The organism is Crenobacter intestini (genome assembly GCF_004919095.1).
GTDB lineage: Bacteria > Pseudomonadota > Gammaproteobacteria > Burkholderiales > Chromobacteriaceae > Craterilacuibacter > Craterilacuibacter intestini.
Map to the genome: position 1 here is coordinate 284,666 of NZ_STGJ01000001.1, position 13,624 is coordinate 298,289.

General features: G+C 66.7%; 13 protein-coding genes. 3 read left to right on the top strand and 10 right to left on the bottom strand.

What is annotated here, in order from left to right:
• Positions 1 to 36: 36 nt before the first annotated feature.
• The 10 genes from E5K04_RS01270 to E5K04_RS01315 form a co-directional block, all read right to left on the bottom strand.
• Positions 37 to 747: an ABC transporter ATP-binding protein gene (locus tag E5K04_RS01270; RefSeq protein WP_136551088.1), complete on the bottom strand. Its 711-nt coding sequence runs from the start codon at positions 745 to 747 to the stop codon at positions 37 to 39.
• Positions 744 to 1,514, bottom strand: a complete 771-nt coding sequence (locus E5K04_RS01275; RefSeq protein WP_136551089.1) for an ABC transporter ATP-binding protein — start codon at positions 1,512 to 1,514, stop codon at positions 744 to 746. Before E5K04_RS01275 ends, E5K04_RS01270 begins: the two co-directional genes overlap by 4 nt.
• Positions 1,515 to 1,517: 3 nt before the next feature.
• Complete coding sequence (locus E5K04_RS01280; RefSeq protein ID WP_407920070.1) at positions 1,518 to 2,591, bottom strand: ABC transporter permease subunit; 1,074 nt, start codon at positions 2,589 to 2,591, stop codon at positions 1,518 to 1,520.
• A gap of 28 nt (positions 2,592 to 2,619) precedes the next feature.
• Positions 2,620 to 3,549 (bottom strand): branched-chain amino acid ABC transporter permease, encoded by a 930-nt coding sequence (locus E5K04_RS01285; RefSeq protein ID WP_136551091.1) that lies wholly within the window; start codon positions 3,547 to 3,549, stop codon positions 2,620 to 2,622.
• A gap of 378 nt (positions 3,550 to 3,927) precedes the next feature.
• A complete protein-coding gene (gene astD, locus E5K04_RS01290; RefSeq protein ID WP_136551092.1) occupies positions 3,928 to 5,391 on the bottom strand; it encodes a succinylglutamate-semialdehyde dehydrogenase in 1,464 nt (487 codons plus the stop codon).
• A complete protein-coding gene (gene astA, locus E5K04_RS01295) occupies positions 5,388 to 6,425 on the bottom strand; it encodes an arginine N-succinyltransferase (protein WP_136551093.1) in 1,038 nt (345 codons plus the stop codon). Before astA ends, astD begins: the two co-directional genes overlap by 4 nt.
• Before the next feature lie 11 nt (positions 6,426 to 6,436).
• The gene (locus E5K04_RS01300) at positions 6,437 to 7,447 is read right to left on the bottom strand and encodes an arginine N-succinyltransferase (RefSeq protein ID WP_136551094.1); all 1,011 of its coding nucleotides are present in this window, start codon (positions 7,445 to 7,447) and stop codon (positions 6,437 to 6,439) included.
• Positions 7,448 to 7,562: 115 nt separating this feature from the next.
• On the bottom strand, positions 7,563 to 8,771 hold the full coding sequence (locus E5K04_RS01305; RefSeq protein WP_136551095.1) for an aspartate aminotransferase family protein: 1,209 nt from the start codon (positions 8,769 to 8,771) through the stop codon (positions 7,563 to 7,565).
• Positions 8,772 to 8,998: 227 nt separating this feature from the next.
• Complete coding sequence (locus E5K04_RS01310) at positions 8,999 to 10,456, bottom strand: aminoacyl-histidine dipeptidase (RefSeq protein WP_136551096.1); 1,458 nt, start codon at positions 10,454 to 10,456, stop codon at positions 8,999 to 9,001.
• A 258-nt stretch (positions 10,457 to 10,714) separates the two neighbouring features.
• Positions 10,715 to 11,671 carry a tRNA dihydrouridine synthase gene (locus E5K04_RS01315; protein ID WP_136551097.1) on the bottom strand — a complete coding sequence of 319 codons (957 nt, stop codon included), beginning with the start codon at positions 11,669 to 11,671 and terminating at the stop codon, positions 10,715 to 10,717.
• A gap of 119 nt (positions 11,672 to 11,790) precedes the next feature.
• On the opposite strand from E5K04_RS01315, the gene E5K04_RS01320 reads away from it, so the two are divergent.
• Genes E5K04_RS01320 through msrA form a run of 3 tightly spaced genes read left to right on the top strand, consistent with a single transcriptional unit; the run spans position 11,791 to position 13,602 of the window.
• The gene (locus E5K04_RS01320; RefSeq protein WP_168929124.1) at positions 11,791 to 12,834 is read left to right on the top strand and encodes an HD-GYP domain-containing protein; all 1,044 of its coding nucleotides are present in this window, start codon (positions 11,791 to 11,793) and stop codon (positions 12,832 to 12,834) included.
• Positions 12,831 to 13,055: a DUF1653 domain-containing protein gene (locus tag E5K04_RS01325; protein ID WP_136551099.1), complete on the top strand. Its 225-nt coding sequence runs from the start codon at positions 12,831 to 12,833 to the stop codon at positions 13,053 to 13,055. The genes E5K04_RS01320 and E5K04_RS01325 overlap by 4 nt, the downstream gene beginning before the upstream one ends.
• 1 nt (position 13,056) lies before the next feature.
• A complete protein-coding gene (gene msrA / locus E5K04_RS01330; protein ID WP_136551100.1) occupies positions 13,057 to 13,602 on the top strand; it encodes a peptide-methionine (S)-S-oxide reductase MsrA in 546 nt (181 codons plus the stop codon).
• Positions 13,603 to 13,624 lie beyond the last annotated feature (22 nt).

The window sequence follows — 13,624 nt, forward strand, 5'->3', positions numbered from 1 at the left end:
CGTGTCGCCACGGCGCCGGACAAGTCAAGGACGCGCTTATTCGCCGAGGTAGGCGTTACGCACGCGTTCGTCGTCGAGCAGGTCCTTCGAGTTGCCGCTCATGGTGATGCGGCCGCTCTCCATCACGTAGCCGCGCTGCGACACTTCCAGCGCGAGCTTGGCGTTCTGCTCGACCAGCAGCATGGTGACGCCCTCGGCCGAGATCTTGCGCACGATCTCGAAGATCTTCTCGACGATCAGGGGCGCGAGGCCCATCGACGGCTCGTCCAGCAGCAGAAGCTTGGGGCGCGACAGGATGGCGCGGCCCATGGCGACCATCTGCTGCTCGCCGCCGGAGAGCGTGCCGGCGAGCTGCTTCTGGCGCTCCTTCAGACGGGGAAACAGCTCGTACACATGCTCGATGTCGGCCTTGATGCCGTCCTCGTCATTGCGGCAGTACGCGCCCATGCGCAGGTTTTCCTCGACGGTGAGCTTGGCGAACACGCCGCGCCCCTCGGGGATCATCACCAGGCCGCGGCGCACGAAATCATACACCGGCACGCCCGAGGTATCCTGCCCGTCGTAGACGATGCTGCCGCCAGACTTCTTTTCCATGCCGACCAGCGTGCGCAAGGTGGACGTCTTGCCCGCGCCGTTGGCGCCGATCAGCGTGACCAGTTCGCCCTTCTCGATGGTCAGGTCGATGCCCTTGACCGCCTGGATGCCGCCGTAGGCGACCTCTAGATTGTTGACTTTCAGCATGCTCATTCGTGGGCCACCCCCAGATAGGCCTCGATCACTTTAGGGTCGCGGCGGACGACTTCAGGCACCCCCTCGGCGATCTTCTTGCCGTAGTCGAGTACCGCGATACGGTCGCACAAACCCATCATCAGCTTCACGTCGTGCTCGATCAGCAGCACGGTCACGCCGGACGCGCGGATCTTTTCCATCAGCGCCTTCAGCTCTTCGGTCTCGCGCGGGTTCATGCCGGCGGCCGGCTCGTCCAGCGCCAGCAGCTTCGGCTCGGTCGCCAGCGCTCGGGCGATCTCCAGGCGCCGCTGGTGGCCGTAGCTCAGGTTCTTGGCAAACTCGTGCGCGACTTCGGTGATGCCGACGTAGGCCAACAACTCCATCGCCTTGTCGCGGATCGCACGCTCTTCGGCCATGGTGCGCGGGTCGCGCAGCACGGCGCCCAGCGCGCCCGCCTTGGAGCGAATGTGGCGGCCGACCATCACGTTCTCCAGCGCCGTCATCTCCTTGAAGAGCCGGATGTTCTGGAAGGTGCGCGCGATGCCTGCGCCGACCACCACGTGCGGCTTGGCACGGAACAGGTTCTGCCCGTTAAAGGCGAAGCTCCCCTCGTCGGGCATGTAAAGGCCGGTCAGCACGTTGAAGAGCGTGGTCTTGCCGGCGCCGTTCGGACCGATCAGGCCGTAGATCTCGCCCTTGTTGATGGTCAGGCCGACCTCCGAGAGCGCGACCAGGCCGCCGAAGCGTTTGACGATGCCGTCGATTTTCAGCAGGACTTCAGCCATGGCTCACACACCTTCCTTCGCGTCTTCGAATTCCGCCTTGCGGCGCTTGGAGGGCAGCATCCCCTCCGGACGGACCAGCATCATCACCACCAGCGCGAGGCCGAACAGCAGCATGCGGGCGTTTTCCGGATCGATGATCATCTTGCCGAAGGTCGCCATCTGCAGCGGGCCGATCACGTCGCGCAGCACTTCCGGCACGACGGTCAGCACCACGGCGCCGAGGATCACGCCCGGGATGTTGCCCATGCCGCCCAGCACGACCATCGCCAGGATCATGATCGACTCCAGGAGGCCGAACGACTCGGGCGAGATGAAGCCCTGGAACGACGCGAACAGGCCGCCAGCCACGCCGCCGGAGAGCGCTCCCAGCGCGAACGCCAACAGCTTGATGTTGCGGATGTTGATCCCCATCGCGGCGGCGGCGATGTCGTCTTCGCGCATCGCGACCCACGCGCGGCCGATCCGCGAGTGCTGCAGGCGCCACGCCATGATCACCACCAGCACCGTCAGCGCGAGGAACAGGTAGTAGTACATGTACACGCCGTTGAAGGTGATGCCGAAGAACTCGTGCGGCTTGCCGAACGAGAAGCCGGCCACCTCGATCGGGGTGATCAGGTTGATGCCCTGCGGGCCGTTGGTGATGTTGACCGGCGCGTTCAGGTTGTTCAGGAAGATGCGGATGATCTCGCCAAAACCGAGCGTCACGATCGCCAGGTAGTCGCCCTTGAGCTTCAGCACCGGGGTGCCCAGCATCACGCCGAACATCGCCGCGAACAGCGCGCCCAATGGCAGCGTGATCCAGAACGGCATGTCCAGGCTGAAGTGCGGCGACGCGAGCAAGCCGAAGGTGTAGGCACCGACCGCGTAGAACGCGATGAAGCCCAGGTCCAAGAGGCCTGCGAAGCCGACCACGATATTGAGGCCCAGCGCCAGCATCACGTAGAGCAGCGCGAAGTCCAGCGTGCGCACCCAGGAGTTGCCGAAGGTGCCGCCAACGATGAAGGGCAGCACCGCCAGCACGATGGCGCTGGCGACGAAGGTGGCGACCTTCTTGGCGCTGGCCGGTTGTTTGGTCATGGTGTTCATGGTTTTGTTCTCCCCATCCTTACGCGCGGTCAGCCATCTTTTCGCCCAGCAGGCCGGACGGACGGAAGATCAGCACCACGATCAGCACCGCGAAGGCGAAGATGTCCTGGTAGTGCGAACCCAGGAAGCCGCCAGTCAGGTCGCCGATATAGCCGGCGCCCAGGCTCTCGATAATGCCAAGCAGGATGCCGCCGGCGACCGCGCCGGCCAGGTTGCCGATGCCGCCCAACACCGCCGCGGTGAACGCCTTCAGGCCGATCATGAAGCCCATGTAGTAGTGGACCTGCTCATAGTTGGTCGCGACCATCAGGCCGGCGATCGCGCCCAGCGCGGAGCCGATCACGAAGGTGGCCGAGATGATGGTGTTGACGTTGACGCCCATCAGGCCGGCGACCGCCGGGTTCTGGCTGGTCGCGCGCATCGCGCGGCCGAGCTTGGTCTTCTCGACCACCAGCAAGAGGCCGCCCATGATCGCGAGGCACAGCACGATGATCACCATCTGCAAGCGGGTGATGCTGGCGCCGAAGATCTGGATCACGTCATGGTCGAGGATGGGCGGGAACGGGATGTAGTTGCGGCCCCACACCAGGATGGCCAGTTGCTGCAGCACGATGGACACGCCGATCGCGGTGATCAGCGGCGCCAGACGCTGCGCCTTTCTCAGCGGACGGTAGGCGATGCGCTCGATGGTGAAGCCGAGCAGCATGCACGCGGCGACGGCGACCATCAGGCCGATCAGGATCAGCGCCAGAGGCGGCAGGCCAAGCCCGGCCGCCATCAAGGCGGTAACCACGGAGACGGTCACCATGCCGCCGACCATCACCACTTCGCCGTGCGCGAAGTTGATCAGCCCCATGATGCCGTAGACCATGGTGTAGCCCAACGCGATCAGCGCGTAGATGCTGCCCAGCACCAGGCCGTTCAGGATTTGCTGGATGAAGATGTCCACGAAAGACTCCTTTGTTTTGACTGCTTCACGGCGAGCGGGCTTTTGCCTCTTGCTTGACCGCCGTATCCCCTGTGCATTGCACAACTTTATGGCACTTAGCCGGCCATTGTGAGGCGATTATGCTTCTGCATACAATCGCCTGTCAATGAAGAATGCATGAAAATTCCATGCTAAGGTTTGCACAAATAACTCAATGCAATCAGTTGTTTTTATTGCATTTTTCAGCACGCACAACCAGATCCACGATCAGCCGGCGATTGGCCGCGCGTGTTTTTAACTAACGCGTTAAAGCCGCCGGCGCCGGCAAGCCCGGCAACATTCATGCAAGAAAAAGGCCATGCTCGCGCATGGCCCCTGCTCCTTGCCGACCCGGCTACCTCAGAAAGGCAGGCCGGGCGAGCGCTGCGCGGGCAGCGCCAGCACCTCGCTCTCCAGCGACGCCACCGGCCACGCGCAGTAATCGGCCGCGTAGTACGCGCTCGGACGGTGGTTGCCGGACGCCCCCACCCCGCCGAACGGTGCCGCACTGGACGCACCGGTCAAGGGCTTGTTCCAGTTGACGACGCCGGCACGCCCTTCGACGAGATAACGCTCGTAGCTGTCGCGGTCGTCGGAGAGCACCCCGCCGGCCAGGCCAAAGCGGGTAGCGTTGGCCAATTCGATCGCCTCGGTGAGGTCGCCGTAACGGTAGAGCTGCAGCAGCGGGCCGAAATACTCCTCGTCATGCACGCCCTGCACGCCGGTCACGTCGACAATCCCCGGCGACAACAGCGCGCTGCCCTCGTGCAGCCTACGCATCGGCAGCAGCACGCGCGCGCCCAGCGCTTCGAGCCGGTACTGTGCGGTCAGCAAGGCATCCGCCGCCGCGACCGACACCAGCGCCCCCATGAAGGGCTGCGGCTCCTCGTCCCAGCGGCCGACGCGGATCGCGGCGGTGGCCGCGGTAAGGCGGCCGACAAACGCGTCGCCCCACGCACCCTTGGGCACCATCAGGCGACGCGCGCAGGTGCAGCGCTGGCCGGCCGACACGAAGGCCGACTGGATCACGTGGTGCAGCGCGGCGTCGACGTCGGAGAGCTCGCACACGATCAGCGGGTTGTTGCCGCCCATCTCGAGCGCGAGTACCTTGTCCGGGCGCCCGGCGAACTGGCGGTGTAAGGCGGCGCCGGTTGCCGAGCTGCCGGTAAAGAACAGCGCGTCGATATCCTCGTCAGCAACGAGCGCGACGCCGGTCTCCTTGCCGCCCTGCACCAGGTTCAGCACGCCGTCCGGCAGGCCGGCCGCCAGCCACAGCTTCACCGTTTCCTCCGCCGTCCACGGCGTCAGCTCGGATGGCTTGAACACCACCGTATTGCCGGCGATCAGCGCGGGTACGATGTGGCCGTTGGGCAGGTGGCCCGGGAAGTTGTAAGGCCCGAACACCGCGGCGACGCCGTGCGGCTTGTGCCTGAGCACAGCCTGCGCGTCGGCCATCGGCGCGGCGCGCTCACCGGTACGCTCTTCGAAGGCCTTCACCGAGATCTCGACCTTGGCCGACATGGTCGCCACCTCGGTCAGCGCCTCCCAGCGCGGCTTGCCGGTCTCGCGCGCGATCACCGACGCGAGGTGTTCCTTGTTTTCCCCCAGCAGCACCGCGAAGCGGCGGATGACTTCCAGCCGCGCGGCTAGGCCCAGCCGCGCCCAAGGCACGAAGGCAGCCCGGGCGGCCGCGACCGCCTCGGCGACCTGCGGGGCGTCGGCCGCCTGCCCCTGCCACAGGGGCTCGGCGCTGGCCGGGTCAAGCTTGGTGAACGCCGCGCCGTGGCCGGCCAGCCATCGCCCGTTGATCAGGTGGGTACTCATGCGATTTTCTCCGCAGGGTTGACGGTGACGACGCGCACGGTGTCGCCTTCGGCGACGCCGAGGCGCTCGGCCAGCGCGGGCGTCAGCGCGACGGATTTGTGGTCGACGGCGGTGACGGCCAGCAGGCAACGGAAGTCGGCAAACGCGGTGTTCGACACCAGCACCGCCTGGCCGCCTTCGGCCGGCAGCGGGTCGACCACGCGCACGATTTTCAGCGCGCTCTCGCGCACCGCGCGGATCTCGCTGGTATACGTCTGCACGGTCGGGCCCGCGTCGAAGATGTCGACGTAGCCCTCGTAGCGGAAGCCTTCGGCCTCGAGCATCGCCACCGCCGGGCGGGTGTTGTCGTGCGTGCGGCCAATCACCGCCTGCGCCTCAGGCGCCAAAAAGTCGATATACACCGGGTACTTCGGCATCAACTCGGCGACGAAGGCCTTCTGGCCGATACCGGTCAGGTAGTCGGCGTGCGCGAAGTCGAGCGAGAAGAAGTGGCGGCCAAGCGCCTCCCAGAACGGCGACGAGCCTTGTTCGTCCGAGTAGCCGCGCATCTCGGCGACGGTCACCTTGCCGAACAGTTGCGGGAACTGCGCCATGAACAGGAAGCGGCACTTGGAGAGCAGGCTGCCGTTGCGGTTGACGCGGAAGTCCGGGTGCAGGAACAGCGTGCACAGTTCGCTGTAGCCGGTATGGTCGTTGGAGAGGAACAGCGTCTCGTGGCGGGTGTAGACGCCCATTTCCTCGGACGCGTGCACGATGGTGCCGACGCGGTAGTTGTACCACGGCTCCTTGAGGCCGACCGCGGCCTCCAGCGCGCAGATGCCGCCAATCGCGCCGGTGGCGACGTCTTCGAGCACGAACACGTAACCCTGGTCGCCGCGCTCGAGGTCACCGGCGAAGCTCAACACCGAACGGCTGATGCGGCGGGTCAGCCGCTCCTCGTTGACCGGCAGGGAAGTGAGGCCGACCCCGGCGCTGCGCGCGAGGTTCATCAGGCCGTCTAGGTCCTGGAAACGGACGGGACGAATGCACACCATGTTGTAAACCCTCAAAGACCCAGTTGCGCGACCGCGCGTACCATCTGACCGTCCACCGCACCCAGCACCTGGGCGGTATCCGGGTCGACCCAAACCTTGCCGTCGCTGACGAACGCTCGCCCGACCGTCGCACGGAACGCCGCGCGCTCGCCGGCACTCAGGAGCGTCGGCGCCGCGCCGTCCGGCAGGCTCGCGGTGACGCCCAGCGGCAGGGACGTCGCGGTACGCACGGCCAGCAGCGCATCGATGTCGGCAGTCAGCACCGCGCCGCCATCGAAGATGTCGAGGTACTGGTCGGCCTCGAAACCCTCGGCGCCAAGGATGCGGCAAGGCTGCTCGAAGTCGGGGTGGACCTGGCCGATCGCCGCCTGCGCAGCGTCCGGCAACAAGGGCACGTAGATCGGGTACGCCGGCATCAGTTCGGCGACGAAGGTCTTGCTGTGTTCGGCGAACGCACGCTCGACCTCGTTGAAGTCCATGTTGAAGAAGCGGCGGCCGATCGCGTCCCAGAACGGCGACTGCCCGGCGACGTCGTGTACGCCGAGCATCTCGGCGATCGCGCGGCGGCCGAAACGCGCACGCTCGTTCGCGATGAACAGCAGGCGGGCACGCGACAGCAACTCGGCCGCCTCGGCGGCAAATGCACGCTCGCAGTAAAAGCCGCACAACTGCACGAGGCCGGTCAGGTCGTGACACATGGTCAGCGCGTGGATGCGGTTGTTCACCCCGAGCGAACGCGAGGCGTGCACCAGCGTCTCGCTGCGGTAGCTGTAGAACGGCTCGTCGAAACCGGCCTGCGCGGCGATCGCCGCGGTACCGACCACAGCGCCCTCGCGCTCGAGCACGAACATGTAGTAGTCGCTGTCCGCGCCCTCCTGTTCGAAGGCCGCCTCGGAACGGCGCAGCTTGTCATACAGCTTCTCGCGGTTGGCCGGCAGGCTGGTGACGCCAACGCCGCTGGCGACGGCCATCGCTTCGAGCGCGGGCAAGTCGCCGATGGTGGCGGGTCTTACGGTCAGCATGGTGCTTCTCCCCTCGTTATTCGGGCGCAGGCAGGCCCGCCCCGCCTCGCGGGCGGGATTTCTGGTGGCGGGTAATGCGCGCCGGGCCGGCCGGCCCGGCGCCTGGTTCAACGGATCAGCGGGTCAGGCGAGACAGCGCACGCTCGAGGCGGGAGAGGCCCTCGTCGATGTCCGCGTCGGATACCAAGAGGCTGGGCGCAAGCCGCACCACGTTGGTGCCGGCGACCAGCAGCATCAGCCCCTCTTCCTCGGCAGCCTTGAGCACGTCGCGCGCGCGCCCGGCGTACGCGGAAGTGAGCACGCAGCCGAGCAACAGGCCCATGCCGCGCACGGACTCGAACACGCCAAAGCGCTCGCCAAGTTCGGACAGCCCCCGGCTCAGGCGTGCGGCCTTGGCGCGCACGCCGTCCAGCGTCTCCTGGCGGCTGACGATCTCGATCACGCGCAGCGCGACCGCGCACGCCAGCGGGTTGCCGCCGTAGGTCGAGCCGTGGGTGCCGACGACGAAACTGGCGCCGACCTTGCTGGTGGTCAGCATCGCGCCGATCGGGAAACCGCCGCCGAGCGACTTGGCCGAGGTCAGGATGTCCGGCGTGACGCCGTATTCCATGTACGCGTACAGCGAGCCGCTACGGCCGACGCCGGTCTGCACCTCGTCGAAGATCAGGAGCGCGCCGTGCTTGTCGCACAGCGCGCGGGCCGCCTCGAGGAAGGCCTGGTTGGCCGGCAGCACGCCGCCCTCGCCCTGCACCGGCTCGACCACCACCGCGCAGGTCGCATCGCTGATCAGCGCTTCCAGCGACTCGATATCGTTGTAATCGAAGTGGCGGATGCCGGCGGGCACCGGCGCGAAGCCCTCGGTGTACTTGGGCTGGCCGCCGACCGACACCGTGAACAGCGTGCGGCCGTGGAAGGAATTGCGCGTCGACAGGATCTCGTGCTTGTGCGCGCCGAAATGGTCGCTCGCGTACTTGCGCGCCAGCTTGAACGCCGCCTCGTTGGCTTCGGCACCCGAGTTGCAGAAGAACACGCGCTCGGCGAAGGTCTTCTCGACCAGCAGCGACGCGAGCTTGAGCGCCGGCTCGTTGGTGAACACGTTGGAGACATGCCAGAGCTGGCCGGCCTGCTCGGTGAGCGCGGCCACCAGTTCAGGATGGCAATGCCCGAGCGAGTTGACCGCGATGCCGCCGGCGAGGTCCACGTACTCGCGGCCGGACTGGTCCCACACCCGCGAGCCTTCGCCGCGCACAGGAATAAAGCCGGCCGGGCTGTAGTTGGGAACCATGACCTCGTCAAAGGTCGAACGGGTGACTGCCTGACTCATGTGACGCTTTCCTTTGTAGTGACGGCTTTGTGGGTTTTTGGCGATTCTAATTCAAGCCTTCCATAGCACCCAATCAGCTATGCGACATGGGTTTACAGAAAACTTGACCCAGATCAAACCCCGCAGACCAAAGCCACCAAAAACCGCCGCATACCCGACAGGCATGTCATGTGCGCAAAAAAAGCCCGGCACTCGGCCGGGCCTGATCGGAAGGCGGTGGCGAGCGCCTAGCCGCGCGCCGGCACGTCGGCGAGGACCGCCTGCAACAGGCGCCACACATGGGCGACCGACTCGACATTGACGCGCTCGCCCGGCGCGTGCGCGCCGCGGATGTCCGGACCGAACGACACCATGTCCATATGCGGGTAGCGCGCGCCGATCAGGCCGCACTCGAGACCGGCGTGGATCACCTTGACGCCCGCCTCGCCGCCGAACTCGCGTGCGTACACGCGCTGGAACAGGTCGAGCAGCGCCGAACCCGGGTTCGGCGCCCAGCCCGGGTACTCGCCTTCGCGCTCGATGTCGTACGCGGCGAGCGTGAACAGGTCGACAATCTCGTCGGCCAACATGCGGGTGCCCGACTCGAGCAGGGAGCGCACCATCAGGTTGGCGAACACCGCGCCGTCCTCGACCACGATCACGCCAAGGTTGTTCGAGGTCTCGACCACGCCCTCGACCTTGCGGCTCATGCGCTTGACCCCGTGCGGCGCGGCGTGCAGCGCGGCGAACACGCGCTTCTCGTCGGCCTGCGCCATCACATCAATCACCTCGGCCGGCGCGACGCTCACCGTCACGCCGTCGTCGACGCCGGCCAATTCGTCGCGCAGCAACGCCTGGTAGGCTGCGACACGTCCTTCGACCGCGGCGTGCATCGCGGCGGGGTAGCTGATGCGCGCCTCGGCCTCGCGGGCGAGCGCGTTGCGTGCGGTGCCGCCGCGGAAGTAGGCGACGCGCGCGCCGCAATCGGCCTGCAGCTCGCGGATCAGGCGCAGCATCAGCTTGTTGGCGTTGCCGCGCTCGAGGTGGATGTCGCAGCCGGAGTGGCCGCCCTTCAGGCCGCGCACGGCGAGCGAAGCGCCGACATGGCCCGCCGGCAGTGCCTCGCGCGCGTAGCCGGTACGCACGTTGACGTCGACGCCGCCCGCGCAACCGAGATAGAAGTCGCCCCATTCCTCGGTGTCGATATTGATCAGGAGCTCGCCTTGCAGCCAGCCGGACTCGAGCCCCAGCGCGCCACCCATGCCGGCCTCCTCGTCGACAGTCAGCAGCACTTCGAGCGGGCCGTGCGCGAGGTTGTCGGCCTCGAGTGCGGCGAGCCCCAGCGCGACGCCGATGCCGTTGTCGGCTCCCAGCGTGGTGTCCTCGGCCACCAGCCAGCCGTCTTTCAGCACCGGGCGCACCGGGTCCTTGAAGAAGTCGTGCGCGGTGCCGGCGTTGGCCTGGCACACCATGTCGAGGTGGCCTTGCAGCACCACGCCCTTGCGGCCTTCCATGCCCGAGGTCGCACCCTTGCGGATCAGCAGGTTGCCGGTGGCGTCGACCGAAGTCTCGAAGCCCTTCAGTTCGGCCCAGCCCTTCAGGTAGTCGCGCAGCGCGCCCTCGTGCTTGGACGGACGGGGGATTTCACACAGGGTCTGGAAATGGCTCCACACGGCTTGCGGGGCGAGGTCGGCGATTCGGGTCACGGGCTTGTCCTTCCTGATGCGGCGCCTGGGCGGCGTCTGTTCGGTAAATAAGAATTTACTTTATCACGCACATCCGGCCGCGCAAACCGCCGGCGCGCCGCAAAGGGACGAAAAAAAGCCCCTTCCACACGGTGAAAGGGGACCAATTTGCTATGGGGAAGTGCAACGCCAGCTGAGGGCTGGCCCAGCCAGACCTTGCGATCCGGACTTGCGGCAAGTATGCCTGCCGCCGCCGCATCGCGGTATCCGTAGAAATACCTAGTGCCCCCCTGTAAGCACCGCCGCGATCGCGTCCTGGTCGGTCAGCCGGCGTACCGTCTCGAACAATTCGCCTGCCTGCGGGTAGCTGCGCTTGAGCTGGCCCAGCCACTGCTTGAGGCGCGCCACGGCAAACGGCGTGGCGCCGCCCTTGACGCGGCATTGCGCGAAGAAGTCGACGATCCACGGCCGCACCTCGTCCCACGGCATCGCGTCCAGCCGCTCTCCCGTCGCGCGGTAGTGCACGATGCGCCGGGCAAGGTCGGGCGACGCGATCAGGCCACGCCCTATCATTACGTCCTCGCAGCCGCTCGCCTCGACGATCGCCAGGTAGTCGTCCAGCGTCCACACCTCGCCGTTGGCGATCACCCTCAGCGGCGCAAGCTCGCGGCGGATGCGGTCTATCCACTCCCAGTGCGCGGGCGGGCGGTAGCCCTCGACCTTGGTGCGTGCGTGCACGGCCAGCTCGGCGACCCCGCCACTGGCGAGCGCGTGCGCGCAGTCCATGGTCAGCGCGGTGTCCTCGAAGCCCAGCCGCATCTTGGCAGTCAGCGGTACAGCCGGGGGTAAAGCCGCGCGCACGGCGCGGGTAATCTCGTGCATCAGCGCGGGCTCCTTCAGGAGTGCCGCGCCGCCCCGGTGGCGGTTGACGCTGGGGGCCGGGCAGCCGAAATTCAGGTCGATCACGCGCGCGCCGCACTCGACGGCACGCAGCGCGTTCATCGCGAGCGCCTGCGGGTCCGACCCCAGCAATTGCACGCGCAGCGGGACGCCGGCGCGGGTCGCGCCGCTGCCGAACAGTTCGGGCGCGTGCCGCTGGTAGGTCTTCACCGGCAACAGGGTGTCGGTGACGCGGATGAACTCCGACACGCACCAGTCGATGCCGCCGACACGGGTGAGCACGTCCCGCATCACCTCGTCGACCAGCCCCTCCATCGGTGCCAGAACAATCGCCATGACTTCGCCCACCCTTCACAAAAGGCCGGCATTTTATGCGATGGCGTGCCGGCTGTCGCCTGTTTGCACGACAACCATTCGACGTATAATGATATTCGGTTTTCACGTTGATGCTGCCCATGCCGCCTAGAGTCCTGCCCGACACGCTATTCGCCCGCAACCACCTGGAGATGGACGACGAAGGCGTATTCCGGCTGACAGCCCGCGGCCGCTCCCTGTACCAACCGCACCCGGCGCACATGGCGCTGGAAGACGGCACGGCAAGCGAACCCATGCGCAGCCTGGCCTTGCTGCGCAAACGGCTGGGCGAAATCTTCCGGGACCCGCTTGCCTGCAACGACGCAGCAGGCCGCTTGCGCGAAATGGGACAACAGGTCGACGCGCTTGTCCGCCGCTCGCCGGACGCGTGCATCGCCGCCATCCTCATCACGCCCTGCCCCGAATACACCCTGCAGCACGCGCTGAACGCGAGCGTGCTGGCCACCTTGCTCGGCATGCAGGCACAACTGGATGCGGACGAACTGGAAACCGTGACGCTGGCCGCGATGACCATGAATATCGGCACCGTCCGCCTGCAAGACCTGCTGGCCGGGCAGGCCAGCCCGCCGAGCACCTCGCAGCGCCAGCTGATCCGCCTGCACCCCATCCTCTCGTCGGCCCTGCTGCGCGAGATGGGGGTGACCGACCCGCGCTGGCACGAAACGGTGCAGACCCACCACGAGGAATGGAACGGCCGCGGCTACCCCTTCCTGCTCAATCAGGAAGAGATCGGGGACGCCGCCCATATCGTGCATCTGGCCGACATCGCGTGCGCCAAGCTGATGCCGCGCGGCTACCGGAGCCGTCTGCCGGCCCGCCAGGCGCTGGCCCAGCTCTACCAGAACCGCGACGAACAGTTCGACGTGCGCCTGGTCTCGCTCCTGGTACGCGAACTGGGCTTCTACCCGCCCGGCGGCTTTGTCGAACTGGCCGGCGGCGAGCTTGGCGTGGTCGTCAAGCGGGGCGCCTCGGCGCAGAGCCCGCTGGTTGTCCTGCCCGACGCGCCGCAACACATCCTCGACACCACTACACCCGAACACCCGATCAAGGGCGCGGCGATGCCGCCGCGCATCAACCTCCAGCAATACGAAGCCCTGACCCGGCTTTGGGAGAACCTGGCATGAACGCAAGACCTTCCATCCTTCCCGGCCGATACCGCCACTACAAGGGGCGCGACTATCAGGTGATCGACCTGGTCCGCCACAGCGAGACCGAAGAGTGGCTGGTGCTGTACCGCCCCCTCTACGGCGAAGGCGCCCTGTGGGTGCGCCCCGCCGGAATGTTCATGGAAAACGTCAGTGTGGACGGGGCACTGCGGCCGCGTTTCGAACGCACGGGAGACTGAAATGCAGACAGCGATCTTCGCAGGCGGCTGCTTCTGGTGCACGGAGGCGGCGTTCTCGCGCATGCCGGGCGTGCTAACCGTCGAGCCGGGCTACACCGGCGGCACGCTCGAGAACCCCGGCTACCGGGCGGTATGCCGCGGCGACAGCGGCCACGCCGAAGCGGTGCGCGTGCGTTACGACGAAACCTTGATCGACTACCCGACGCTGCTGTCGGTGTTCTTCGCCAGCCACGACCCGACCACGCTCAACCGCCAGGGGCACGATATCGGCTCACAGTACCGCTCGGCGATCTTCACGCTGAACGACGCGCAGGCCCGCGCAGCCCGCGAGGCGATCGCGCGGCTAGACAAGACAGGCGCGTTCGGCGCGCCCATCGTCACCGAAGTGACCGCGGCCGGCCCGTTCTGGCCGGCCGAGGCCGAACACTCGAACTATTTCGAACGTCACGGCGACGCGCCGTATTGCCAGGCGGTGATCGCGCCCAAGCTCGCCAAATTCGCGCACTATTTTCCGGACGGCCGCGCCGGCGACCGCTGCCAAAAATAATGCAAATCGGATAACATCCGCC